The following is a 23,333-nucleotide window of genomic DNA, read 5'->3' as shown; positions in this document are numbered from 1 at the left end:
GCGAGCGGGGCGTCAGCGGCCCAGCACGGCGCGGAGCACGTCGGGCCGATCGGTCACGATCGCGTCGACGCCCATCGCGAGCAGCGCGCGCATCTCGTCGGCGGCGTCGACCGTCCACGCGTGCACGGGCATGCCGCGCCCGTGGAAGTGCGCGATGACCGGCGGGCAGACCACCTCGAGCTCGTTCATGCGCGCCGGCAGCGAGGCGAGCGCGTAGCCGCCGGGGCAGGCGGACGCGTCGCCGCCGGAGAGCGCCGCGAGGACGTGGCAGGTGGCGGCCTCCTGCGGCAGGTACCGCGCGCAGGCGGGGAGGAGCGCCCCCAGGCGCTCGGCCTGCGCGTCGAAGAACGATCCCACGCAGACGCGGTGCTCCGCGCCGGCCGCCCGGATCGCCGCCGCGAGCGCCTCGGCGAGCGCCGGCTCCTCGGACTTCGCGTCCACGATGAAGCGCATGGCCGGGTAGCGCGCGAGCGCCTCGGCGAAGGTGGGGATCCGGACGCCCGTGCCGCGGCGCGGAAAGGTGCGGCCCCCGTCCGGCGTGAAGCCGAACGCGGCGTCGAGCGTCCGGAGCTCTTCGAGCGTCCGGCCCTCGACCGTCCCGGGCGCGCCGGTGATCCGCTCCGTGGTCTCGTCGTGGAAGACGACCAGCACGCCGTCTCGCGTGCGCCGCACGTCGGTCTCGATGGCGTCCGCGCCGAGCTCCGCGGCCACGTCGAAGGCGGGGAGCGTGTTCTCCGGGGCGAGGGCGCTGCCGCCGCGGTGGGCGACGAGCCAGGGGGAGGGGAGGGAGAGGAAGGGGTGCATGGGTCGGGTCGAGGGCGAGATCGGGGGCGAGGATCGAGATCATCTTCGATCTCGGCGCCTCCCTCGGTTACAACACGCCCGCATGCGCCGCCAGGTGAAAGGGGAGGCCGTCCGCCGCGAGCTCCTCCCCGGCACGTCCACGGAGCTCCTGAAGGAGCTCCACCTCCTCACGCGCGCGGGCGATCTCAACGCGGACAGCCTGCGCAAGCTCAAGCAGGTGAACCACCTCGCGGGGCTCCTCGCGCCGGCGCTCGACGACGTGCTCGGCCGCTTCGGCGACCCGGTCGTCGTGGACTGCGGCGCGGGCAAGAGCTACCTCGGCTTCGTCCTCTACGAGCTCTTCCTCCGGCCGGCCGGCAAGGGGAGCCTCCTCGCGGTCGAGTCGCGCCCGGACCTCGCGCGCGCGGGCGCGGAGCGCGCCGCGCGGCTCGGGTTCGACCGGCTCCGCTTCGTCGAGGCGCCCATCGCGGGCGCGCCCGTGCCCGAGCGCGTCCACGTCGTCACCGCGCTCCACGCCTGCGACACGGCCACGGACGACGCGCTCGCGCTCGCCATCCGCCACGGCGCGGACCACGTCGCGGTGGTGCCGTGCTGCCAGGCGGAGGTGGCGCGCCAGCTCGCCGGTGCGCCGGCGCCGTCCCCTCTCCTCGCGCCGCTCTTCGACCACCCCTGGCACCGGCGCGAGTTCGGGTCGCACCTCACGAACGTCGTCCGCGCGCTCGCGCTCGAGGCGGCCGGCTACAAGGTGACCGTCACCGAGCTCACCGGGTGGGAGCACTCGGTGAAGAACGAGCTCATCCTCGGCAAGAAGGTGCGGGCCTCCTCGCGCGAGGCGAAGGAGCGGCTCGACGCGCTCGTGGCGGCGGCCGGGGTCCGGCCGAAGCTCCTCCGGCTGCTCGCGGGCGAGCCGGCGTAGGCCGCCTTTGCGCGCCGGCGCCGGCGCGTGGGATAAGCCCGCCCGTGGACCTGCGACGAACAGAGGGTGAGCGGGTCGAGGTCGCCGCGATCGAGGCCGAGGGCCCGCGCGGGCTCGCCGGCCTGCGCGCGCTGTGGCGCGCCGTGCTCGGCGCGCTCGCCTTCCGCGCCGCCTGCTACGCGGTCATGACCGCCGCGGCGATCTGGAACGAGCGGCGCCTCGCGCCACCGCTCCCGGACCTCGTGCTGTCGGCGGTGCCGTACGTCGACTGGATCGCCCGCGCGAACTACGTGCTCTGGCTCGTCGCGTACGTCCCGCTCGCGCTCGCGCTCCTGTGGCGCGCGCCCCGCCGCTTCGCCCGCTACACCGTGACGGGCGGCCTCGTCTCGCTCGCCCGCGGCGCGACGCTCGTCCTCACCGGGCTCGGCGCCCCGCCGCCGCAGGTCGGCGGCGTCGGGATCGCGGGCCACGGGTTCGGCGAGGTGTTCCTGTCCCTCGTTTCCCCGTGGCAGGTGTTCGCCGACGGGTCCATGCGCGCCTACCTCACGCAGGATCTGTTCTTCTCGGGCCACACCGCGACCACCTTCCTGCTCGTGCTGTACGTGTGGCGCTCGCCGCCGCTCCGCGCGGCCGCGCTCGTCGCCCACGTGCTCGTCGTCGCGTCGGTCTTCCTCTCGCACCTGCACTACGCGATCGACGTGGTGGGCGCGTACGCGGTGACGTTCGCGATCTTCGCCTTGCGCGAGGGCTGGCCCGCCCGCGCGGGCGACGGGGCCTGAAGGCCGCGCCGCGCGCTCCCGGCTACGGGCCAGCGCGGGCCGCGCTCACTTCCCGACGAGCAGCTCGACGACGCCCGTCGTGATGGCCGGCAGGTAGGTGATGGCGAGCACGCCCGCCGCCATGATGAGCAGGAACGGGAAGGCCTTGCGGTACATGTAGGGCAGGGGCTTGCCGAAGCGCGAGGCGGCGAGGAAGAGGTTCAGGCCCATCGGCGGGAACAGGAACCCGAGCTCGAGGTTCGCGAGGAACACGACGCCGAGGTGGATGGGCTCGATCCCGTAGGCCGCGCCGAGGGGCGCCACGAGGGGGGCGAGCACCACGATCGCCGAGTAGATCTCGAGCACGCTCCCGAGGACGAGGAGCACCGCGTTCAGCATGAGCAGGAAGAGCGCCGGGCTCTTCACGGTCGCGGTCATCCACTCGACGAGCCGGGTGGGGATCTCCGCGTCCACGAACCAGGAGGTGAGCCCGAGCGCCGTGCCGAGCAGGATGAGCACGCTGCCGACGAGGGCGGCCGCGTCCACGAGCACGCGCGGCAGATCCCGCAGCGGGTGGATGGAGCGGAAGATGAAGAGCTCGACCACGATCGAGTAGGCCGCCGCGAGCGCCGCCGCCTCGACGATGGTGGCGAACCCGGTCGCGACGGAGACCACGACCAGGGTCGGCAGGCCGAGGTCCCACTTCGCCGCCCACAGCGCGGCGGCCGCCTCGCGCGGCTCGAACCGCTCGCGCGGCGCGTGGGAGCGGATGCCGACCGCCACGCCGTACGCGGCGACGATGACGATCATGAGCAGGCCCGGGACGAGCCCGCCGAGGAACAGGTGGTCGATGGGCGCCTGGGCGACCACGCCGTAGAGGATGACCGGCAGCGAGGGCGGGAAGAGCAGACCGAGCGAGCCGGAGGCGGTGACGAGCCCGACGGAGAAGTCCTCCGGGTAGCCCTCGCGGCGGAGCGCGGGGAGGAGGAGCCCGCCGAGCGCGAGGATCGTGACGCCGGACGCGCCCGTGAACGTCGTGAAGAGCGCGCAGACGAAGGTCGCCATGATGGCGACGCCGCCGGGCATCCAGCCGAAGATCCCCTTGTACGCGCGGACCAGCCGCTGCGCGGCGCCGCCCTCGGCGAGCACGTAGCCGGCCGCGGTGAGGAGCGGGATCGCCGGCAGCGTGGCGGAGGAGACGAGGTTGAACGTGGCCGTGGGCACCGCCGCGATCGCCTCGGAGCCCCCGTCGCGGAAGAACAGGGCCATCGCGACGCCGCTCATCGCGACGAAGACCGGCGCGCCGAGCAGGAACGCCGCGAGCACGATCGCGAGGAGGATCCAGACGAGCGTCGGCCCGGGCTCGACCGCGCCGAGCACGAAGGCGGAGGCGGCGAGGGCGAAGGCCGCGGCGCGGGTCGCCCAGCGCTCCGCGCCGGCCCCGTCGCCGGCGCGCCAGGCGAAGCGGAGCGCCATGAAGCCGAAGCCGATCGGCATCACGAGCTCGCTCCACGCCACGCGGATGCCGAACGCCACCGTCCCGAAGCCCCTCCACTCGACGGCCACGAGCCGGGCCGACGCCCACGCGAGGAGCGCGCAGGCGGCCGCCGACACGGCCTGGGTGAAGAACCGTGCCATCCGCCGCGGGCGTCCCGCGGGGACGAGCTCGATGGTCGAGAGGGCGAGGTGGTGGCCGGACGCGGTGGCGAGCAGCGCGCCGAGGAAGCCGACCCACAGCGTGATGTGCTGCGCGAGCACCGCGGAGCCCGGCAGCTCGCGCCCGGTGAAGCGGCGCGAGACCGTCGAGGCCGCGGGGAGGGCGACCATCGCGAGGAGGAAGAAGGCGAGCAGGCCGCGCTCGAGCCGCGTCCCGGCGGCGCGGGCGGGAGCGACCTCGGAGTCGGGAGGGAGCGTGGATGGGGCGGTCACGAGAAAGTCGATTGACCCGTCAGGGAGGGGCAAATATGACTACCACGAACTCCCCTCAGCCGCGCCCTTTCCCGTGAAGCGACTCCTGCTCGTCACTGCACTCTCCGTCACCGCTGCGTCCCTCACCGGCTGTCGCAGCACCGCCATGTCGTTCGTCTCCGACGCCGTGGCCCAGAGCGGCTCCGCCTACGGGTCGGACGACGATCCCGAGCTCGTCCGCGAGGCCGTGCCCTTCGGCCTCAAGACGATGGAGGGGCTCCTCTCCGAGAACCCGGAGCACGAGGGCCTGCTCCGGGCCCTGGCGGGCAACTTCACCCAGTATGCGTACGCGTTCGTCCAGTCGGACGCCGATCGCGCGGACCTCGACGGCAACCTCGACGCGGCCCGCGCCGGCCGGGAGCGGGCGCGCAAGCTGTACCTCCGCGCGCGCGACTACGGCCTGAGGGCGCTCGAAGAGCGGCACGAGCACCTCTCGGCGCAGCTCCGCGAGGGGCGGGATCTCGCCAAGGCGCTGAAGCGCGCCGAGAAGCGGGACGTGGAGGCGCTCTACTGGACGGCGTCCGCCTGGACGCTCGCCATCGCGAACGGCAAGGGAGACATGGCGCTCGTGGCCGAGCTCCCGATCCCGGTCGCCATGATGGAGCGGGCGCTCGCGCTCGACGAGCGCTGGGGGGAGGGGGCGCTGCACGAGTACTTCGTCTCGCTGGACGCCGCCCGCGGCGAGCACGAGGGCGGCGGCCCGGCGCGCGCGAAGGCGCACCTCGACCGCGCGCTCGAGCTCTCGTTGAACAAGAAGCTGGGCCCGCGCGTCGCTTATGCAGAGGGAACCCTGGTGAAGCAGCAGGACCGGGCCGCGTTCGAGCGCGAGCTCGAGGAGGTCCTGCGGGCGAACGCCGAGGAAGTGCCGAAGTACCGGCTCGCGAACATCCTCGCGCAGCGGCGCGCGCGCGTCCTGCTCGACCACGTCGAAGACCTGTTCCTCTGATCCCCAAGGAGATCCCCGTGAAGAAGCTGCTCCTCGCCGCGCTGCTCGCGGCGCTCGCCACCGCCGCCCGCGCGCAGACCGTGACGCTGAAGCTCGGCACGCTCGCGCCGCAGGGCTCCACCTGGCACGACCTCCTCCGCGAGATGGCCCAGAAGTGGGAGCAGGCGTCGGGCGGGAAGGTGAAGCTCCGCATCTACGCAGGCGGCGCCCAGGGGTCCGAGGGCGACATGGTCCGCAAGATGGGGATCGGCCAGCTCCAGGCGGCCGCCATCTCGAACGTCGGCATGCACGACGTCATCCCCGAGCCCCAGGCGCTGAGCGTGCCGTTCCTGTTCCAGAGCGAGGGGCAGATGGAGTGCGCCTTCGACAAGGTGCGCCCCCGCGTGGAGCAGGCGCTCGAGAAGCGCGGCCTCATCGCGCTGCAGTGGAGCCGGATCGGGGCGATCCACCTGTTCTGCGACTCGCCGTTCAAGACCCCCGCCGAGATGAGCCGGGCGAAGATCTGGGCGTGGGAGGGCGATCCCAAGAGCGTCGAGGCGTTCCGGGCGGCCGGGATGCAGCCGGTCGTGCTCTCCGCGAACGACATGTACCCGTCGCTCCAGACCGGGATGATCAACTGCGTCCCGAACGTCCCCCTCTACGTCCTCACCGCGCGCCTGTTCGAGAAGGCGAACAACATGATGGACGTGTCCTGGTCCTACATGATGGGGGCGACCCTCGTGCGGAAGGACGCGTGGGAGAAGATCCCGGCGGACCTCCGGCCGAAGCTGCTCCAGATCGCGAAGGAGCTCGGGCAGAAGGTCGACGTCGAGGTTCGCCGCCTCAACGCCGACGCCGTCGGCGCCATGCAGAAGCAGGGCCTGCAGGTCGTGAAGGTCGACGCCGCCCCGTGGCGCCAGGCGATGGAGCGGTCGTGGCCGGTCGTGCGCGGCGGCGTCGTCCCGGCGGAGTTCTTCGACGCGGTGAAGGCCGCGCGCGACGCCTGCCCGGCGAAGTAGTCAAAGGTCCGCGCCCGCGACGAAGCGGGCGAGATCGCGCCGCAGCGCGCGGCAGGCGAAGATCAGGGTGAGGTGGCCGCGCGGGTAGCTCCGCGCGGTCGCTCCCCAGGCCGCCGCGAGCCCGAGCGCGCCCGCGCTGAGCGCGATCCGATCCTCCCGTCCCACCGCCACGAGCACGCGCCGCGCGGTCGGCCGGCGCGCGTCCGCGCGGAAGGGCGCGAGCATGCGGGAGAGCGCGTCGGGCGGGGGCGCCGGCGCGCCGGCGCGGCGCGCGAGGGCGAGGTAGCGCCGGCCGATGCGGGTGCCCGCGAACACCGCCGCCAGATCCGCCGGAGGCGCGACGAGCGCCGCGAAGTCGAGCGGCTCGGGCGCGGTCGCGGCGAGGGCGGCGGCGAGCGCGCCGAGGGAGAGCCCCACCACCCCGACCGATCCCTCCCCGCGAGCGCGGGCGAGCGCCGTGAGGACCCTGATCTCGAGCACGAGCTGCTCGAACGCCCCGCGCAGCGCGGGGAGGTCGGGCGAGACGAAGCCCTCGCCGCTGCGCGTGCCCGGAGGCGAGCGCTGCAGGTGGCGCGGCGGCACGAGCGTCCAGACGTCGAGGCCCGCGCGCGCGAGGAGCCGCGCGTACCCGGCGACGACGGCGAGCCGCGGCACCTTCCACGGCGGCACCAGGATGGCGGTTCCCCGCCGGGCACCGCGCGCGGCGCGCGCGTGCACGGCCATCCTGTCGTCGCCCGGGGCGGGGCGCGGCGACTCCGCGAGCCAGTCCCCCTCCCGCGGCGGCGCCGCGGGGAGCACCGGCAGCGGCCCGAAGCAGTCGAGCGGCACGCCGGGGGCCGCGCGGAAGCCGACCGCCGGACGTACGCGGCGATCCTCCGTCCACATCGCGAACCCGTCGATCGCGCGGTCGAGGAGCGGGGCCATCGGCGACTTCACGAGCCGGGCGGCACCACCGGTCGCAGCCTCAGCACAGCCTGTGGATCGTGTCGATGAGCGAGTCCAGATCGAACGGCTTCGCGAGGAACGCGGCCGCGCCGAGCCCTGCGACGGCGCGCCGGTCCGCGGCGTGGTTCGCCGACACCACCACCGTGGGGATGCCTGCGATGCGCGGGTCCTCGCGCTGGGCGGAGCGGAACGTCCAGCCGTCCATCACCGGCATGGTGAGGTCGAGCAGGATGACGCTCGGTGCAGCGGAGCGGGTGAGGTGCGCGAGCGCCTCGGCGCCGTTCGCGGCGCAGGAGACCTCGAAGCCTTCGTCCTGGAGCAGCTCCGCGAGCGTCTGCCGGATCGCGGTGTCGTCCTCGACGACGAGGATGCGGGCGGGGGAAGCCACGTTCGGCTGCACATTAGGCAGCGGGATCCCGTCCGGGAACCCGGGTACGCGAGGTGGCCCCAATCGAGACTCGCGCCGGGGTGATCCGGGGTGCGCCGTTGACACTCATGGCAAGCGAAAGGTAAACGCACCGGTCGCGCCGCGTGCGCCGGAGAGTCCAGGAAGATGTCGGAGAACGAGGGCACGAGCAGCTCTGCCGCGGCGGTGTTCGGCCGCGCGCGCCCGCCCTCGTTCTCGCTGCCGGATCGCGGGGTCGTCATCGGCCTCCGCTGGAGCGGCGTCGAGGGCGCGGGCAACCAGATCCTCGCCGCCAAGATCGAGTGCGGCCGGACGAAGACCAGGCTCACGCGGTTGTGGCGTCCGTTCACCGACGCGCCGGGCCGGCGCGACGTGCACGCGCGCTTCGCCGCCTGGGTCGCGGAGGAGGCGAAGTGGGCCGAGGGGCGCCTCGTCCTCGGCGTGGACTTCGCCCTGTCGCTCTCGGAGACCCACCTCCGCCAGCTCGGGCTCCTGCGCCAGGCCATCCGCGGGCCGGCGGTGCTCGGCCGGAACCTCCACGAGCGGTTCGTCGGTCCGGGAGGCGACTTCACCGAGGGCGCGGCGAAGTTCCGGGACGAGCTCGGCAAGGATCGCCCGCGCGCGACCGACTGCTACCGCGCAGAGGTCGGGGCGCCGACGAGCGCGCGCAGCTACCGCCAGACGTTCTTCGGGCTGTGCACGCTCGCCCAGGTCCAGGCGAGCTTCCTCCCCTGGGATCCGCCGCAGACCGGCAAGCCCGCCGTGGCGGAGGTGCGGCCCGCGCACGTCGCCCGCGTCGTCTGCGGCGTCTGCGCCTACCGCGACGACGACCGCGACGGCATCTCTCGCGCCTCGACCCGCGCGGCGATCCTCCGCACCCTCCGCAGCGCCTCGAAGCTGGAGTTCGAGATGGAGCAGGCCGCGCAGGTCGTCGAGGACGGCCGCGGCGACCACCTCGACGCGGTCCTCGCCGCCACCGGCGCCGCGGCCGCGTGGGAGGACGGGTTCCAGGGCGTCCCGTCGAACGTGCCGCGCTCGGAGGGCTGGATCCACTCCGTGCGCGAGGAGCCGTGGCGCTGAGCGCGGGGCGCGCCGCTGCCGCCGCCGCGCTCGCGGCGGTGCACCGCGACATCCAGGCGTTCCAGCCGCGCGGCTTCGGTCCGCCCGTGCACGGCCCGGCCGTGGCGAGCCGCATCTTCCTCATCGGTCAGGCGCCCGGCCCGCACGAGGCGCGGTTCGGCCGCCCCTTCGCGTGGACGGCGGGCAAGACGCTCTTCCGCTGGCTCGAGCGCGCGACCGGCGCCGACGAGGAGACGGTGCGGGCGCGCGTCTACATCAGCGCCGTGGTGCGCTGCTTTCCCGGCAAGACGAAGGGCGGAGGGGACAGGGTCCCCACGCCCGACGAGTGCGCGCTGTGGCGGGGCTTCGTCGCCCGAGAGGTGGAGATCCTCGCGCCGCGACTCGTCATTCCGGTCGGCCGGCTCGCCATCCAGGAGGTGCTCGGCCACACGGAGCCCATCGCGGCCGTGGTCGGACGCACGCTCAGGACGCAGTTCCACGGGGTGGACGTCGACGTCATCCCGCTCCCGCATCCGTCCGGGGCCTCCACCTGGTTCAAGATGGAGCCGGGGCGCACCCTGCTCGACCAGGCGCTCACGCTGCTCGCGAGTCACCCGGAGGTCGCGCGCACCTTCCGGCGGAGGGCGCGGCCGTGAGCGCTCGGCGCCCGCGCACGCTCGGCCGGGTCGCGCCGGTCGCCGTGCTCCTCGCCGCCCTCGCCGCCTGCACCCACGCCCCGCGTCGCTCGGAGCCCGAGGAGTCGCCGCGCCCGTCCTCGGCCGCGCCCGCGGGCGAGGAGGGCGAGGTCGGCCTCGCGAGCTTCTACGCGAGGAAGTTCCACGGCCGGCGCACCGCGAGCGGGGCGCGCTACGACATGCACGCCATGACCTGCGCGCACCCCCGGGCGCCGTTCGGCGCGCGCCTCAAGGTCACCGATCTCGAGAACGGGCGGAGCGTCGTCGTCACCGTCACCGACCGCGGGCCGTTCAAGCGCGGGCGGGTGGTCGACCTCTCGATGGCGGCGGCGCGCAAGCTCGGGATCGTCGACCGCGGCCTCGCCCGCGTCCGCGTGGAGGCGGTCGAGGACTGACCGGCCCCCGGGTCGCGGGCGGGCCGTGAAGGCGCGGCCCGCGTCGGATCGGTCGATCAGCCGCCGAGCTCCGGCAGCTCCAGCACGGCGCGCGTGCCCTTGCCCGGCTCGCTCTCGAGCCAGAGCGCGCCGCCGCTCCCCTCCACCACGCCCCGCGAGATGGCGAGCCCGAGCCCGCGCCCGCGCCCGTCGCGCTTGGTCGAGAAGAACGGCTCGAACGCGCGGCGGAGGACGTCGGGCGGCATGCCGGCCCCGTCGTCGGAGACGGTGATCCGCACGGCGCCCCCTCGCCGCTCCGCGCGCACCTCGACGCGGCCGGCGCGCCCCTCCGGCACCGCGTCGGCGGCGTTCGCGAGCAGGTTGCCGAGCACGTGCGCGACGCTCTCCGGCCGCGCGCGCACGGAGAGGCCGGCCGGGATCTCCTCGAGGATCCGGATCCGGTCGCCCGCGCGGATGCGGGCGTGGGACACGCTCGCCCGCACCACGTCGGCGACGACGGCGCGGCCGCCAGGCTCCGCGGCGGCGGCCCCGCCCGCGTCGGCGAGCGCGCGGACGAGCGTGCCGAGCCGCTCGAGCGCCGCGAGCGCGTCCGCGATGGCGTCGCGACCCTCGTGGCCCGAGCCGTCCGCGCGCCGCAGCCCGTCCTCGAGCAGGCGCAGGTTCGTCGTGATCACCGCGGCCGGGTCGCGGATCTCGTGGGCGACCGCGGTCGCGAACCGGCCCAGGGCCGCGAGCTTCTCGGACTGGTGCAGCGCGGCCTGGGCCTCCGCGAGCGCGTGCGTGCGGGTGTCGACGAGCTCCTCGAGCCGCGCGCGCATCGACTGCAGCGCGCGCGCGTTGTCGGAGAAGCGCACGGTGATCGTCCAGTAGACCGCGACGATCGGCACGATGAAGCCGGTGTCGAGGAGGTACGGCGTCGGGAACCGGCCCGTCGTCGCGAACGCGTCGTTGAGGCCGAAGAGGATCAGGGTCCCGAAGGCGGCGGCGTGGACGCCGGCGTGCCGGATGCCGGCGCGCCAGGCGCGCACGAAGCGCCACCAGGTGACGAGCGAGGCGCCGAGGAGGACGGCGAAGACGGCGTAGCCGAACGTGGTCGGGAGGGCGTCCCGGTAGACGGCGCCGAACGCCGGCACCTCGTGGCTGACGACGTCGTACGTGAAGACCACGCCGGGGATGAGCGCGAGGGCGGCGAGCAGGAGGAACGCCCGCCTCGCCGCGTGCTGCCACCGGCCGGGCTTCAGGCCGGCGAACGTCTCGGAGTAGCCGAACCAGGCCCAGAAGTGCACGAGCGCGCTCGCCACCTGGAACCGCGAGGTGAGCGTGACGATCGGATCGGGGAGCCCGAGCGTCGTCGCGAGGTTGCACACCGCGTAGGCCGCCGCGGAGAACGCGACGAGCGAGAAGCGGTGCTGATCGCGCCAGCCGGGCGCGAGCGAGAGCCGGCGCGAGAGCGCGCCGGCGAGCACCGCGACGAGCGCCGCCGACGCGGCGATGGCCGCGGCGACGTTCACCTCCGGCCACCGGCCGCGCGCGCACCCTCCGCGCCGGCGCGGATCGCGTCGATGGCGGCCCGGTAGTCGGGGGCGCCGAACACGGCGGTCCCCGCGACGAGGACGTTCGCGCCCGCGCCCGCGACGAGGGCCGCCGTCTCGGGCTTCACCCCGCCGTCCACCTCGATCTCCAGCGCCGGGTTGCGCGCGTCGGCGAGCGCCCGGAGCTGGCGGATCTTGTCGGTGCACGCGTCGATGTAGCGCTGGCCACCGAACCCGGGGTTCACGGTCATGACGAGCACCATCTCGCAGTCGCCGATCACCCACTCGATCGCGGAGAGCGGCGTCGAGGGGTTGAGCGCGACGGCGGGCCGCGCGCCGGCGGCGCGGATCGCCTGCAGCGTGCGGTGCAGGTGCGGGGACACCTCGGCGTGGACGGAGACGAGGTCGGCGCCCGCCCGGGCGAACGCCTCCACGTAGCGCTCCGGCTCGACGATCATGAGGTGCGCGTCGATCGGCAGCTTCGTCACCTTCCGGACCGCCTCGACCACGAGCGGCCCGATGGTGATGTTCGGCACGAACCGGCCGTCCATCACGTCCACGTGCACGACGTCCGCGCCCGCCGCCTCGATCGCGCGCACCTCCTCGGCGAGGCGGCCGAAGTCGGCGGAGAGGATCGAGGGGGCGATGCGGATCGGCAGGGGCATGGGGCGCACAGTCTACGCGAGACCGGCCGGCGCGTGGGCCGCGGCGCGGGGCGGCGAGGGTCCGCGGCGCGGACCCCGAACTCACCGTACGAGCCGTGCCGCGTAGAAGCCGTCGGTCCCGTGGCGATGGGGCACGGTGAGCAGGTCGCCGTCGGGCGTGAGCACGTCCGCCGGCACCGCGCCGCCCCCGGCGCGGGCGAAGCCTGCGCGCAGCGCGCCCGCGACCACGTCCGGACCCTCGGCGCGCGAGAGCGAGCAGATCGAGTAGGTCACCGGCGCGCCCGGTCGAGCGTAGCGCGCGGTGCTCGCCAGCACGGCCGCCTGGAGCTCGGCCATCCGGGTGAGATCGGCGGGCGTCCGCCGCAGCTTCAGCTCCGGGTGGCGCCGGAGGGTGCCGAGGCCGGCGCAGGGCGCGTCCACGAGCACGGCGTCGAAGCTCTCGGGCTCGAGGCCCGGGATGGGGCGAGCTGCGTCGGCGCAGATCACCCGGACGCCGGTGAGGCCGCGGCGCGCCGCCTCGCGGGCGAGCTCCTCCGCCTTGCGCGGGTGGAGCTCCACCGCGACGACCTCGGCGCCGGGCGTGAGCAGCTCGGCGAGGTGGAACGCCTTCCCGCCGGGGGCGGCGCAGGCGTCGAGCACGCGCGCGCGCGTCCCGCGGAGCGCGCCCGCCGCGTAGAGGGTGACGAGCTGAGCGGCCTCGTCCTGCACCTGGAAGGCGAGCCCGCCCGCGGCCCGCGCCAGCGCGGCGACCGAGGTCCCCGCGAGGACGATCCCGTCCGGCGAGCGGGGCGTGGGCTCGGCGGCGAGGCCGGCCGCCCGGGCCCGCGCGAGCAGGGCGTCGCGATCCGGCGAGCGCACCGTGAGCGCGGCCGGCTGGTTCATGCCGCGCGCGAGCGCGAGCGCCTCCTCCGGTCCGAGCCAGGAGACCCACTCCTCCGCGAGCCAGCGGGGCAGCGCCTCGGCCACCGCGACGTGCCCCACCGGATCGACCGCGAGGGCGGGCGGCTCGGGCAGGGTCGACGCGCGCGCGAGGGAGCGCAGCACGGCGTTCACGTAGCCCGAGGCGCGCCCGTGGTCTACCGCCTTCACGAGCGAGACGGTCTCGCCGACGGCCGCGTGGGCCGGCTTCCTGAGGAAGAGGAGCTGGTAGGCGCCGAGCCGGAGCGCGACGCGCGCGGCGGGATCGAGCGCGTCCACCGGGCGCCGCGAGTGCGGCGCGAGCGCGCCGTCGAGGGCGAGCGCGCGGCGGAGCGTGCCGTAGACGAGCTCGGTCGCGAGGCCGGCCTCGCGCGGGTCGAGCGCGCCGGCGCCCGCGAGCGCCGCGTCGAGCGCGCGCGACGCGTAGGCGCCGCCCTCGTCCACGCGGCGCAGGACCTCGAAGGCGATCTGGCGTGCGGTCGTCATGTGCCGAACGTGAAGGTGCGACGGCGCAGGCCGTTCGCGAAGTCGACCGCGGCCTGCGGGGGCTTCCCCTCGGGCTGCAGCCGGGTGACGAGGAGCGCGGTCCCCTCGCCGCAGCGCACCGCGACGCCGCGCCCCGGCACGACCGCGGCCGCCCCGGGGGCGTCCGGCGCCGCCGCCGCGGCGGCGGGATCCTCGACGACCTCGAGCAGCTTCACGGACCGTCCCTCGAGCGTGGTCGTCGCCCCGGGCCAGGGCGTGAACGCCCGCAGCCGGTCGCGGAGGCGCCGGGCGCGGACCGTCCAGTCCACCCGCCCGTCCTCCTTCTCGAGGATCCGCGCGAGGGTGGCGCGCGTCCCGTCCTGTCTCACCGGCACGAGCTCGCCCGCGGCGAGGAGCGCGAGCGCCGCGACGAGCGCCTCGCCGCCCAGCGCGGCGAGCCTCGGCGCGAGCGTCTCGGAGGTGTCGTCGGGGCCGATGGGGAGGACGCGCTGGAGGAGCACGTCGCCCGTGTCGAGCCCCTCGTCCATCTGCATGATCGAGACGCCCGTCTCCGCCTCGCCCTCGGCGATCGCCCACTGGATGGGCGCAGCGCCGCGGTACTTCGGCAGGAGCGACCCGTGCACGTTGAGCGCGCCGTGCGGCGCGAGCTCGAGGAGATCGCGGCCCAGGATCCGCCCGTACGCCGCGACGGCCAGGAGGTCCGGGCGGAGCTGCGCGAGCTCGCGCGCGAGAGAGCCGTCGCGGACCTTCACCGGCTGCAGCACCGGGACGCCGTGCTCGCGCGCCCACGCCTTCGTCGCCGGCTCGCGCAGCGCCTGCCCGCGGCCGGCCGGGCGATCCGGCTGCGCCACCACCGCCGCGATCTCGTGCCCGGCGCGCGCGAGCGCGTCGAGCGGGGGTACGGCGAAGGCGGGAGTGCCCATGAAGACGATGCGCATGAGGGGGCCTGTATAGGCGGGGTCGAGGTCGGGGTCCATCGGGGCGACGAAGGTCGCGGTCGGGTCGGGGTCACTCGACCGCCACCATCACCAGATCGCACACGTGCGTCCCCGTCTCGAAGCGCGGGATGGCGGCGGCGAGCGCGGCGCAGGCGGGGCCGGAGCGCGCCTCGGCGAGCGCCGCGTCGAGATCGATCCCGGCCCGGGCCGCCTGTCCCGCCGTCTCGCCGTCCACGACCGCGCCCGCGTGCTCGGTCGGACCGTCGCGCCCGTCGGAGCCCGCGGCCAGGACGGCGGCGCGCAGCCCGGCGATCTCCTTCGCCGCGAGCAGCGCGAGCGCCTGCGCGCGGCCTCCGTCGGGGTTGGCGGCGGAGGCCGGGACGTGGATGGTCGGCTCGCCGCCGAGCGCGAGGAGCCGCCGGCCCTGGCCCGCGTTCGCGCGCGCCCACGCGCCGAGCTGCGCCGCCACCTTCGCGACGTCGCCCACGAGCGGCGCGGGATCCGCCTCCGCGTCGAGCCCCCGCCCGCGAGCAACCTCGGCGGCGGCGCGGGCGAGATCCCCCGGGCCGGCGAGGAGGCGGTGCGCGATCGCCGCGAAGCGCGGGTCGCCCGGCTTCGGCGTCTCGCGGCCCGCCGCCGACTCTTCGTCCACGAACGCGCGCACAGAGGCGGGCAGGGCGGCGCGGGTGCCGGTGCGGGCGAGGACCGCCTCGACGTCGGCCCAGGTGGTCGGATCGGGCACGAGCGGCCCGGACGCGATCGTGGAGAGGTCGTCGCCCGGCACGTCGGAGAGGACGAGCACGCGCACCGGCGCGGGCGCGAGCCGCGCGCCGAGGCGGCCGCCCTTCAGCGCGGAGAGGTGCTTCCGGACGGCGTTCAGCTCCTGGATCGTCGCGCCGGCGCGCATCACGGCCGCGAGCGCGTCCGCCTTGTCGTCGAGGGAGATCCCCGCCGGCGGGGCCACGGCGAGCGCGCTGCCGCCGCCCGAGAGGAGCACGAGCGCGGCCGACCCGCCGTTCGCGTCGGCCCAGGCGGCGATGGCCTCGCCGGCCTCGAGCGAGCCGCGCGTCGGGCGCGGGTGGCCGGCCGCGAGGGTGCGCACGCCCGCCGGCGCCCGCGTGCCCTCGGGGTGGACGCAGAGCGGGTCCGACGCGCGCGACCCCAGCACGGCGAGGGCGGCCTCGATCATCGGCGTCGCGGCCTTTCCGAGGGCGAGCACGCGGACGGGGCCCGCGGGGAGCGGCTCCTCCGCGAGCGCCTCGGCGACGCGCCGCGCCGCGCCGAGCTGCGCGACGGCGGTTCGGTAGATGTCCCCACACGTGGAGGCGAGTGGGCGTGGAACCTGCATCGTCACCTCCCGTGCGACGGCGTCGTTGCGGTGCGAGGGGCAAACGATAGAATCGCGGGGGCCCGGCGTCGCGGGGCCGGAGGGAGCATCGCATGGCCGAGGCATCCGCCGCAGCCGACGCGCCCGGCGCAGCCGTGAAGCGGCGGCAGGTCCTCGTCGACCGCGGCTTCCAGCTCAAGTACGCGCTCCTCATGGCAGGCGCCGGGCTGCTCATCGCGGTCGTGTTCGGGCTGTGGCTCCACCAGGTCCACGCGCAGGTGACCGCGCTCGTCGCCGCCGATCCGGAGACCCGCGCCCTCGTGGCGCGCAGCGACCGCGTGCTCCTCTGGGCGTTCGCCGCGATCGCGCTGCTCCTCGCCGGCTCCCTCGGGCTGCTCGGCGTCGTCATCACCCACCGCGTCGCCGGCCCCATCTTCGTGATGGGCCACTACCTGCGCGTCCTCTCCGAGGGTCGGTTCCCGCAGATGCGCACCCTCCGCAGGAGCGACGAGCTCAAGGCCTTCTTCCGGACCTTCATCGAGGCCGTCGAGCGGATGAAGGCGCGCGAGGCGCGGCACGCGGCGGTCCTCGAGGACGCCCTCGCGCGGATGCGCGCCGCCGCGGTGCGCTCGCCGGAGCTCGCCCCCGCCATCGAGGCGCTCGCCGCCGCCGCGCGCGAGCGGCGCAGCGCCCTCGCCCTCGACGATCCCGAGCCCACGCCGCTCGCCGTCCCTGCGCCGCAGCGGCACGCCGCGCCCTAGCCAGAGAGGTCCCCACATGCGAACCCTCCCCGCCGTAGCCGCCTGCCTCCTCCTCGCCGCGTGCGGGAGCCCCAGCGATCCCGCCGGTTGGGCGAAGCGCGCCGCGAGCCGCAGCCGGCTCGACGAGAAGCTCGACGCGCTCTCCCACGTCCGCAAGGCGCCCGGCGATCGGGCCGCCGCCGTGCCGTACCTCGTGGAGGTCCTCGCGCAGGCGCCGCGCGCCCGCGCCGAGGCGGCCGTGGCGCTCGGCGAGATCGGCGACTCGCGCGCCGCCGCGCCCCTCCTCGCCGCCCTCGATCCGGCGCCCAAGGATCGCGACACGGTCGACGCGAACCGGCGGATCGCCGAGGCGCTCGGCGCGCTGCGCGCGCGCGAGGCCGTCCCGGCGCTGAAGCAGCTCACGGCCTCGTCCGACGGGTACACGCAGGTCGCCGCGGTGGACGCGCTCGGCCGCATCGGCGATCCCTCGGCGGTGGACACGCTCGTCAAGATCGCCACCGGCGACGGCGTCGAGCCGTTCACCGCCAAGAAGGCGCTCCTCGCGCTCGGCTCCATCGCCGATCCGCGCGCCGGCAAGGCCGTGCTCCGCATGCTCTTCGACGAGCGGCCGGGCGTGTCCTTCTTCCCGGAGGCGGCGTTCGCGGCCTACCAGATCGGTCCGCCCATGGCGGCCCCCCTCATCGCGGTCCTGGAGGGCCGCGACGCCGAGCTCGCCGGCTGGGCACGTCAGCGCGGCGTCGTGCAGGGCGCGCTCTACGCCAAGTCCGCGCAGCTCCTCGGCGACGTCGCGGGCGCGGAGGCGGTCCCGGCGCTCGTGCAGAAGCTCTCCTACCAGGACGCGGACCCCCGCCTCGCGCTCTACGTGCGCGTCTTCGCCGCCGAGTCGCTCGGGCGCATGCGCGCCCGCGAGGCGGTCCGCCCCCTCGCGGACCTCGTCGCGCGCGAGCGCGACCCGGACGTGCGCGACCGCTACTGCGACGCGCTCTCCCGCATCGGCGACGCCGGCGCGGTCCCGGCGCTCCGCAGCGCGGCGTCCTCGCAGGACGCGCGGCTCCGCGACGCCGCGCTCGCCACGCTCTCCCGCCTCGGCGGCGCCTCCGAGCGTTCGGTCGTGGAGGCGGCGGCGCAGCGCGTCTGCGCCGCGGGCTGCGACGCCGGGCGCGAGGCCGCGTTCAAGGGCATGCTCGCGCGGCTCGACGCCGCCGCCGCTTGCGGCGGGGACGCGAGCTGCTGGACGGGCAAGCTCGCGGATCCCAGCGCGGCAGTGCGCGATCGCGCGGCGCTCGAGGTGGGGCGCGCGGGCGGCGCGAAGCAGGCCGCGGCGCTCGCCGACGCGCTCGTGCGCCCGGTCGAGCAGGACGCCGACCTCGCCGCGCGCTACCACGCGGTGCTGGGCCTCGGCTGGATCGCCTCCCGCGAGCCGCTCGGAGCGGCCGGCGCGGACCTCGCCGCGAAGATCGACGGCATGATCTCGCACGATCGCGGCCGGACGCTCACCGCCGGCGTGAACGAGGACGCGCTGCGGCTCGCGACGCGGCTCCGCCGCGCGGCGCGGTAGCAGCGAGCCGCGGTTCACTCCCGGGCGCGGTCGCCTCGGCGATCGCGCCCGGCTCGTCTCCAGGGCCTCACCGCCGGGCGCTTCCGACGACCTGGAGCACGGGCCCGCCCTGCGGCGACGGGCCGCGGCCATCGGGATCGACGGCCGTGCGCAGCCCTACCTCGCCGCCCGCTTCCGCTTCGAGGCGCCCGGGCGCTCCCAGGAGCTCGGCAGGAGGCTGAATGGCAGGAGCTTCGCGACGAGCGGGAGGAGCAGCATCCCTCCGGGCGCGGCGAAGATCGCGAGGGCGGGCACGGCCTTCGCGAGATCGACGAGCTGCGCCTTCACCTTGCGCTTCTCGTCCTGCGTGAGGGCGTTCCCCGCCGCCGCCTTCGCGAGGAGCTGCCCGAGCTCGCCGGTCTCGCGGATCTCCGTGACGAGGGCGTCGAGGTTGTCGGTGACGGCCGTGGAGACGCGCTCCACCACCACGTCGGTGGCGGCGTCGAGGTCGGCCGTGAACACGTGCCAGCCCGAGCTGCCGCCGTCGCCGAGCGCCTCGAGCCAGTCCGCGTGATCGGCGTGCTGCGCGGCGGCCTCGATCTCCGCGGCCGCGATGACCTGCGCGTCGAGCCGGGCGGCGCGCGCGAACGACTCGACCCACGCTGCCGGCGCGTCGTGCACGAGCTTCAGCCCGAGCTGGGCGAGCCGGAGCTGCTCGAGGAGGAACCCGCGCACGCGCTCCGGCGTGGCCTCGGCGAGGGCCTCGGGCGACCGGGGCGAGGTGATCGCGTGGCGCGTCTCCCGGGTCGCCGCGCGGTCGAGGCCGAGGCGCGCGATCTGCCGGTGGCGCACGGCCTGGACCGGCGCGCCCGAGAGGCCCGCCGCGCCGAGGAGGCCGGCGAGCGCCTCCGCGAGGAGGGCCGACTCGCGCACGGCGTAGGCGCCGTGGCGCGCGAGGGCTTCGGCCACGAGGCGCCCGTCCCGGTGGTACCCGCAGACGACGCGCGCGAGCCGGCGGCGCAGCACGGCCACGGCCCCGGCGTGGAGGGGCAGCGCGTGCGCCGGATCGCCGGGCGGGTAGAAGCGCGCATGGAGCGCCTCCGCCGCGGCGCGGGCGGCTCGATCCACGGCGCGATCGCTCGCGCCGCCTGGCTGCTCGGGCTCCGCGGCGATCGCGACGGCGTGCTCGCCGACCGCGGCGGCGAGCGCCGCGGCGATCTCGGCACGGCGGCGGGCGCGCACGAACGGATCGCCGCGCAGGAGCGCGAGATCGAGGGCGAGCCCGATGTGCGCGCGGATCTCCTCGATGAACGCGTCCGCGGCAGAGGACGCGGGTGCGCGGCTGCCGTCGGAGGCACCGGGCCGCCCCACCGCGACCCGGCGCCTGAGCGAGCGGGTGACGAGCAGGTTCGCCGCGGGCGCGAGATCGAGCGGAGACGCGCCGGCGCCGCGCACCTCGGCGGGGAGCCGGGCGCGGGCCTGGTCAGGATCGTGGCGGAGGAGCTCCTCGTCGAGGAGCTTCCCCAGCCACCGTCTGTCGGTGAGCCGTCTCGGCACGTGGCGTCCGGGCCGGCGAGTGTAGCGCGCTTCGTTCGGGTCTCGCTCGCCCGCCCGGGTGGAAAGGCGGGAGGGGCGGAGGCCCTCGGCCGGTGAAAAGGCTGGAAGATCAGCGGGCCGACTTGGCCCGGCCCTTCTTCTCCTCGGGCTCCTCGGGGGGCGGCGCGGGGACCGCCACCGGGCCGCGGTGGATCCCGAACTTCTCGAAGGTCTTCCCCTCCACCTGCTGCAGCACCTCGGGGTGCTCGCGGAGGAACGCCTTCGCCTGCTCGCGGCCCTGGCCGATCCGCTCGCCGCCGAAGCTGAACCAGGTGCCGCTCTTCTCGACGATGTTCTCGTTCGAGGCGAGGTCGAGCAGGTCGCCTTCGCGGCTGATCCCCTGGCCGTACATGATGTCGAACTCGACCTCCTTGAACGGAGGGGCGACCTTGTTCTTCACCACCTTCACGCGGGTGCGGTTGCCGATGATCTGGTCGCCGTCCTTGATCGCGCCGATGCGGCGGATGTCGAGCCGCTGCGTGGCGTAGAACTTGAGCGCGTTGCCGCCGGTGGTCGTCTCCGGGTTCCCGAACATCACCCCGATCTTCATGCGGATCTGGTTGATGAAGATGACGATGGTGGAGGACTTGGAGATCGTGCCGGTGAGCTTGCGGAGCGCCTGGCTCATGAGGCGCGCCTGCACGCCCATGTGCGCGTCGCCCATCTCGCCCTCGAGCTCGGCCTTCGGCACGAGCGCGGCGACCGAGTCGACGACGAGCACGTCGATGGCGCCGGAGCGGACGAGCGTCTCGGCGATCTCGAGGGCCTGCTCGCCGGTGTCGGGCTGCGAGATGAGGAGGTCGTCGGTGCGGACGCCCAGCCTCCGCGCGTAGCCCACGTCGAGGGCGTGCTCGGCGTCGACGAACGCCGCGATGCCGCCCTTCTTCTGCGCCTCGGCCACCGCGTGGAGGGCGAGGGTCGTCTTGCCGGAGGACTCCGGGCCGTAGATCTCGATGATGCGGCCGCGCGGGAACCCGCCGACGCCGAGGGCGATGTCGAGCGAGACCGAGCCGGTCGAGACCGCCTGGACGTCCTTCACGAGCGCCTCCTCGTTGCCGAGGCGCATGATCGAGCCCTTCCCGAAGGCCTTCTCGATGGACGAGACGGCCAGCTCGATCGCCTTCTCCTTCTCCGGTGCGACGGCCATTTCTTTCGTCTCCTTGCGGGGGGCGCCTTCAGCGCTCCCGGCGACTTGCGCGGTGGAGGTCTCTCCTAGCAGCGCGCCCTGACAGGCGCTTTCGTCGGGACCTGAACAGATGGATACTGAACGGACGGTCGGCCGTCAAGGAGACGGCCAGGCGCATCCCGGGTACCCCTCGAGACGCACGTGGGTCAGGCCGACGCCCCGCCGCCGCCGACCAGGAATCCCCCCGGCTCCAGGCCGAGCCGGCGCACCGCGGTGTCCCAGCGCTTCTCGAGCGGCACGTCGAACACGAGCGAGCTGCCGTCGAGCTCGAGCGGCACCCACGCGCCGGCCGCCACCTCCCGCTCGACCTGCATCGGCGCCCAGCCGGAGTAGCCGAGCAGGAGCAGGAACGGATCGCCGGCGCCCGGAGCGCGCACGAGCGCCTCCAGCAGCTCGCGCGAGCCGCCCAGGGAGAGGGCGTCGCCGACCTTCACCGCGCCCTCGGCGTCGGCCGCCACGGTCCCTGGCCGGAAGAGGATCCAGAGCCGCTCCGGCTGGACCGGGCCGCCCACGAGCACCGGCGCGTCGGCGCGGCCGTGCGCCTCCGCAGCGCGGCGCAGGTCCTCGTCCACGCTCGCGAGCACCTCAGCGACCGTCACCGGACCGGGGCGATTCACGACGAACCCGAGCGCCCCCTCGCCGTGGTGCTCGGCCATGAGCACGAGCGAGCCCGCGAAGTTCGGGTCGGAGAGGGCGGGAGCGGCGACGAGGTAGCCGGGGGCGAGGCCGGAGGGTGCAGGGCTCTGCATGGTTTCTCCGCGGCCGCCCGACGGGGCGCGCCGCCTCCAGATCTCGCGCGGACGGCCGCGTCGCGCAACTCGCAGCCGCGAAAACGAGAGGGGAGCGCCCCCCTCGGCCGCCGGGCCGCCTCGAGGCGCCCGTCCGATCCCGCCTTCGCGCCGCCCGCGCCGGCTTCAGTGCGCCGGCGCGCTGCGGCGGACCGGGAGCGGGTCCACCGTGCTCGCCTGCGGGCCCTCGTCGCCGCTCTCCTCGACGAAGCGAACGCCGCGGCCGACCTCGAGCCGCGGGAACTGGCCGCGCACCACCGCGTTCGCGTGGAAGTAGACGTCGCGCCCGTCCGGCGTGCGCAGGAACCCGTAGTGCTCGTCCGGGAACAGGCGCACCACCACCCCCTCCGTAGCCGCCGCGTGGGCCTTCACGCGGCCGTCGAGACGCCGCACGCGATCCTCGAGCTGCCGCCGCGCCTCGCGAAAGGCCTGCTTCACCACCGCGTAGAGATCCTCGTGCGTATCCGTGCCCAGGGGGGGATTGCGCCCCACGACGATCCTGCCGCGCGGGATCGACACCTCCAGCCGGACCCGGTACTGGCCGCCGCTGTGCCGGTGATGCCGGCTCGGCGCCTCGAGCCTCACCGTGCACCCGACGATCCGGTCCGAGGCGCGCTCGAGTCGCGCCGCCTCGGACTGGATGAGCGTCGCCACCGCCTGGGAGGGCGTCACGTTCCGCCAGCCGATCTCGATGGGCTTCTGCATCGCGTCACCTCCGCCTGCCTAGCGCCTGCCGCGCCGAGACCGGCGGCCCCGGCGCCGCACCCTCATGCTACGTCCGGCACCCGGCCCGGCGCCGCAGAGAGGCGGGGCGCTCCGGAGGTGGCCTGCGTACGAACCGCGGTGCCCCCCGCTCCCCGCCCGTGCCGCGCGCGCTCGACGGTGGCCCGCCCGCCGGGCGGAGCGGCGCACGCCCGCGCGGCGCGTGCCACGGAGCGCGCCGACCCAAGGTGCTCCGTTGCGGCGCGCGCGCCCGCGGCGGGATCCTGGGAACGTGCCGAGGCCGCGCGGCGCCCGCGTCAGCGTCACGGCACGCGGGCGCGGCCACGCGCAGCGCGGCCGGGAGGGCAGGCCATGAGGTGGCGATCGCTGCTCGGTGCGCTCCTCCTCTGCGGCGCCGGCGTCCTGCCGGCGCGCGCGGTCGCGGAAGGCCCGCAGGCGGGGGTCTCGTTCGAGCTCTTCGAGGAGGGGCTCGCGCCGTACGGGGAGTGGATGGTGGCGGGCAGCTACGGGCGCGTGTGGCGGCCCGTCGGTGCCGGGCCCGACTGGCGCCCCTACGTGGACGGCGAGTGGGTCTGGACGGACGAGGGCTGGTACTGGGCAAGCGACGAGCCGTGGGCGTGGGCGACGTACCACTACGGCCGCTGGATCTTCGATCCCTGGCTGGGCTGGATCTGGGTGCCCGGGCATGCGTGGGCGCCGGCCTGGGTCGCCTGGCGCGTCGGGGGCGGCTTCATCGGGTGGGCGCCCCTGCCGCCCGGCCTGGTGACGTGGTGGGTGGACCCGGCGCCCATCGCGGTGACGTACTGGGTGTTCGTGCCCGCGCCGCGGTTCGTCGGCCACCCGGTCCGACCCGCGCTCGTGCCGCCCGCGCGCGTCCCGGACATCCTGCCGAGGACGCGCCCCGCGCCGCCCCGCCGCGCCGGGGTGGCCCGGCCGGCGCCGCCGCGCGGCGGGCCGCCGCTGCGCATGGGCGAGACGGAGGGCGG

The 23,333-nt window shown here is 75.6% G+C and carries 23 protein-coding genes; 10 read left to right on the top strand and 13 right to left on the bottom strand.

Annotated features, from left to right (window positions below; all coding sequences use genetic code 11):
• Window positions 1-12: 12 nt before the first annotated feature.
• The gene (locus tag MNY60_RS16645) at window positions 13-804 is read right to left on the bottom strand and encodes a glycerophosphodiester phosphodiesterase (RefSeq protein ID WP_242339935.1); all 792 of its coding nucleotides are present in this window, start codon (window positions 802-804) and stop codon (window positions 13-15) included.
• Between the two features lie 82 nt (window positions 805-886).
• Between MNY60_RS16645 and MNY60_RS16640 the strand changes: the two genes are divergently transcribed.
• The gene (locus MNY60_RS16640; protein ID WP_242339934.1) at window positions 887-1,720 is read left to right on the top strand and encodes an SAM-dependent methyltransferase; all 834 of its coding nucleotides are present in this window, start codon (window positions 887-889) and stop codon (window positions 1,718-1,720) included.
• Between the two features lie 44 nt (window positions 1,721-1,764).
• Complete coding sequence (locus tag MNY60_RS16635) at window positions 1,765-2,499, top strand: phosphatase PAP2-related protein (RefSeq protein WP_242339933.1); 735 nt, start codon at window positions 1,765-1,767, stop codon at window positions 2,497-2,499.
• Between the two features lie 45 nt (window positions 2,500-2,544).
• Here the strand turns inward: MNY60_RS16635 and MNY60_RS16630 are convergent, their stop codons facing one another.
• Window positions 2,545-4,407, bottom strand: coding sequence for a TRAP transporter large permease subunit (locus tag MNY60_RS16630; RefSeq protein ID WP_242339932.1), 1,863 nt, complete (start codon window positions 4,405-4,407; stop codon window positions 2,545-2,547).
• 73 nt (window positions 4,408-4,480) lie between these two features.
• Between MNY60_RS16630 and MNY60_RS16625 the strand changes: the two genes are divergently transcribed.
• Window positions 4,481-5,392 (top strand): TRAP transporter TatT component family protein, encoded by a 912-nt coding sequence (locus MNY60_RS16625; protein WP_242339931.1) that lies wholly within the window; start codon window positions 4,481-4,483, stop codon window positions 5,390-5,392.
• A gap of 17 nt (window positions 5,393-5,409) precedes the next feature.
• Entirely contained in the window at window positions 5,410-6,390 is a 981-nt protein-coding gene (gene dctP / locus MNY60_RS16620; protein ID WP_242339930.1) for a TRAP transporter substrate-binding protein DctP, read from the top strand.
• Here dctP and MNY60_RS16615 read toward each other — a convergent pair whose 3' ends face one another.
• Both MNY60_RS16615 and MNY60_RS16610 read right to left on the bottom strand, forming a co-directional pair.
• On the bottom strand, window positions 6,391-7,314 hold the full coding sequence (locus MNY60_RS16615; protein WP_242339929.1) for a hypothetical protein: 924 nt from the start codon (window positions 7,312-7,314) through the stop codon (window positions 6,391-6,393).
• A 40-nt stretch (window positions 7,315-7,354) separates the two neighbouring features.
• A complete protein-coding gene (locus MNY60_RS16610; protein ID WP_242339928.1) occupies window positions 7,355-7,723 on the bottom strand; it encodes a response regulator in 369 nt (122 codons plus the stop codon).
• A 165-nt stretch (window positions 7,724-7,888) separates the two neighbouring features.
• On the opposite strand from MNY60_RS16610, the gene MNY60_RS16605 reads away from it, so the two are divergent.
• The 3 genes from MNY60_RS16605 to MNY60_RS16595 are packed head-to-tail and all read left to right on the top strand — an operon-like array spanning window position 7,889 to window position 9,890.
• Entirely contained in the window at window positions 7,889-8,821 is a 933-nt protein-coding gene (locus MNY60_RS16605) for a DUF429 domain-containing protein (RefSeq protein WP_242339927.1), read from the top strand.
• The gene (locus MNY60_RS16600; RefSeq protein WP_242339926.1) at window positions 8,812-9,456 is read left to right on the top strand and encodes a uracil-DNA glycosylase family protein; all 645 of its coding nucleotides are present in this window, start codon (window positions 8,812-8,814) and stop codon (window positions 9,454-9,456) included. The genes MNY60_RS16605 and MNY60_RS16600 overlap by 10 nt, the downstream gene beginning before the upstream one ends.
• Window positions 9,453-9,890 carry a septal ring lytic transglycosylase RlpA family protein gene (locus MNY60_RS16595; protein ID WP_242339925.1) on the top strand — a complete coding sequence of 146 codons (438 nt, stop codon included), beginning with the start codon at window positions 9,453-9,455 and terminating at the stop codon, window positions 9,888-9,890. Before MNY60_RS16600 ends, MNY60_RS16595 begins: the two co-directional genes overlap by 4 nt.
• 56 nt (window positions 9,891-9,946) lie before the next feature.
• On the opposite strand, the gene MNY60_RS24365 is transcribed toward MNY60_RS16595, so the two are convergent.
• From MNY60_RS24365 to MNY60_RS16570, 5 genes are all read right to left on the bottom strand, one after another.
• Window positions 9,947-11,401 carry a sensor histidine kinase gene (locus MNY60_RS24365; protein WP_242361157.1) on the bottom strand — a complete coding sequence of 485 codons (1,455 nt, stop codon included), beginning with the start codon at window positions 11,399-11,401 and terminating at the stop codon, window positions 9,947-9,949.
• Entirely contained in the window at window positions 11,398-12,087 is a 690-nt protein-coding gene (gene rpe, locus MNY60_RS16585) for a ribulose-phosphate 3-epimerase (protein WP_242339923.1), read from the bottom strand. The genes MNY60_RS24365 and rpe overlap by 4 nt, the downstream gene beginning before the upstream one ends.
• A gap of 81 nt (window positions 12,088-12,168) precedes the next feature.
• Window positions 12,169-13,491, bottom strand: a complete 1,323-nt coding sequence (locus MNY60_RS16580) for a transcription antitermination factor NusB (RefSeq protein WP_242361156.1) — start codon at window positions 13,489-13,491, stop codon at window positions 12,169-12,171.
• Window positions 13,488-14,429: a methionyl-tRNA formyltransferase gene (fmt, locus tag MNY60_RS16575; protein ID WP_242339921.1), complete on the bottom strand. Its 942-nt coding sequence runs from the start codon at window positions 14,427-14,429 to the stop codon at window positions 13,488-13,490. Before fmt ends, MNY60_RS16580 begins: the two co-directional genes overlap by 4 nt.
• 70 nt (window positions 14,430-14,499) lie before the next feature.
• Window positions 14,500-15,777, bottom strand: a complete 1,278-nt coding sequence (locus MNY60_RS16570; protein WP_242339920.1) for a glycerate kinase — start codon at window positions 15,775-15,777, stop codon at window positions 14,500-14,502.
• A 92-nt stretch (window positions 15,778-15,869) separates the two neighbouring features.
• On the opposite strand from MNY60_RS16570, the gene MNY60_RS16565 reads away from it, so the two are divergent.
• Both MNY60_RS16565 and MNY60_RS16560 read left to right on the top strand, forming a co-directional pair.
• Complete coding sequence (locus tag MNY60_RS16565; RefSeq protein WP_242339919.1) at window positions 15,870-16,517, top strand: hypothetical protein; 648 nt, start codon at window positions 15,870-15,872, stop codon at window positions 16,515-16,517.
• A 16-nt stretch (window positions 16,518-16,533) separates the two neighbouring features.
• On the top strand, window positions 16,534-18,075 hold the full coding sequence (locus MNY60_RS16560) for a HEAT repeat domain-containing protein (protein ID WP_242339918.1): 1,542 nt from the start codon (window positions 16,534-16,536) through the stop codon (window positions 18,073-18,075).
• A gap of 156 nt (window positions 18,076-18,231) precedes the next feature.
• Here MNY60_RS16560 and MNY60_RS16555 read toward each other — a convergent pair whose 3' ends face one another.
• From MNY60_RS16555 to MNY60_RS16540, 4 genes are all read right to left on the bottom strand, one after another.
• Complete coding sequence (locus MNY60_RS16555; protein WP_242339917.1) at window positions 18,232-19,611, bottom strand: LETM1 domain-containing protein; 1,380 nt, start codon at window positions 19,609-19,611, stop codon at window positions 18,232-18,234.
• A gap of 109 nt (window positions 19,612-19,720) precedes the next feature.
• Window positions 19,721-20,797, bottom strand: a complete 1,077-nt coding sequence (gene recA, locus MNY60_RS16550) for a recombinase RecA (protein ID WP_242339916.1) — start codon at window positions 20,795-20,797, stop codon at window positions 19,721-19,723.
• A 185-nt stretch (window positions 20,798-20,982) separates the two neighbouring features.
• Window positions 20,983-21,585: a YqgE/AlgH family protein gene (locus tag MNY60_RS16545; protein WP_242339915.1), complete on the bottom strand. Its 603-nt coding sequence runs from the start codon at window positions 21,583-21,585 to the stop codon at window positions 20,983-20,985.
• Window positions 21,586-21,750: 165 nt separating this feature from the next.
• Complete coding sequence (locus MNY60_RS16540; protein WP_242339914.1) at window positions 21,751-22,329, bottom strand: HPF/RaiA family ribosome-associated protein; 579 nt, start codon at window positions 22,327-22,329, stop codon at window positions 21,751-21,753.
• 369 nt (window positions 22,330-22,698) lie between these two features.
• Between MNY60_RS16540 and MNY60_RS16535 the strand changes: the two genes are divergently transcribed.
• Window positions 22,699-23,333 (top strand): DUF6600 domain-containing protein (locus MNY60_RS16535; protein ID WP_374109406.1); only part of this gene is annotated, 635 nt, incomplete at its 3' end.

This window comes from Anaeromyxobacter sp. SG17 (assembly GCF_022690695.1).
Classification (GTDB): domain Bacteria; phylum Myxococcota; class Myxococcia; order Myxococcales; family Anaeromyxobacteraceae; genus Anaeromyxobacter; species Anaeromyxobacter soli.
The sequence above is the reverse complement of the archived record's forward strand: the minus strand, read 5'-3'. Positions and strand labels throughout refer to the sequence as shown.

Bases quoted from the DNA above. Each gene is read 5' to 3' on its own strand.
- MNY60_RS16560 (WP_242339918.1), top strand. From the start codon at position 16,534: ATGCGAACCCTCCCCGCCGTAGCCGCCTGCCTCCTCCTCGCCGCGTGC.
- fmt (WP_242339921.1), bottom strand. From the start codon at position 14,429: ATGCGCATCGTCTTCATGGGCACTCCCGCCTTCGCCGTACCCCCGCTC.
- MNY60_RS16580 (WP_242361156.1), bottom strand. From the start codon at position 13,491: ATGACGACCGCACGCCAGATCGCCTTCGAGGTCCTGCGCCGCGTGGAC.
- MNY60_RS16640 (WP_242339934.1), top strand. From the start codon at position 887: ATGCGCCGCCAGGTGAAAGGGGAGGCCGTCCGCCGCGAGCTCCTCCCC.
- MNY60_RS16645 (WP_242339935.1), bottom strand. From the start codon at position 804: ATGCACCCCTTCCTCTCCCTCCCCTCCCCCTGGCTCGTCGCCCACCGC.
- MNY60_RS16565 (WP_242339919.1), top strand. From the start codon at position 15,870: ATGGCCGAGGCATCCGCCGCAGCCGACGCGCCCGGCGCAGCCGTGAAG.
- rpe (WP_242339923.1), bottom strand. From the start codon at position 12,087: ATGCCCCTGCCGATCCGCATCGCCCCCTCGATCCTCTCCGCCGACTTC.
- recA (WP_242339916.1), bottom strand. From the start codon at position 20,797: ATGGCCGTCGCACCGGAGAAGGAGAAGGCGATCGAGCTGGCCGTCTCG.
- MNY60_RS16605 (WP_242339927.1), top strand. From the start codon at position 7,889: ATGTCGGAGAACGAGGGCACGAGCAGCTCTGCCGCGGCGGTGTTCGGC.
- MNY60_RS16570 (WP_242339920.1), bottom strand. From the start codon at position 15,777: ATGCAGGTTCCACGCCCACTCGCCTCCACGTGTGGGGACATCTACCGA.
- MNY60_RS16540 (WP_242339914.1), bottom strand. From the start codon at position 22,329: ATGCAGAAGCCCATCGAGATCGGCTGGCGGAACGTGACGCCCTCCCAG.
- MNY60_RS16615 (WP_242339929.1), bottom strand. From the start codon at position 7,314: ATGGCCCCGCTCCTCGACCGCGCGATCGACGGGTTCGCGATGTGGACG.
- MNY60_RS16545 (WP_242339915.1), bottom strand. From the start codon at position 21,585: ATGCAGAGCCCTGCACCCTCCGGCCTCGCCCCCGGCTACCTCGTCGCC.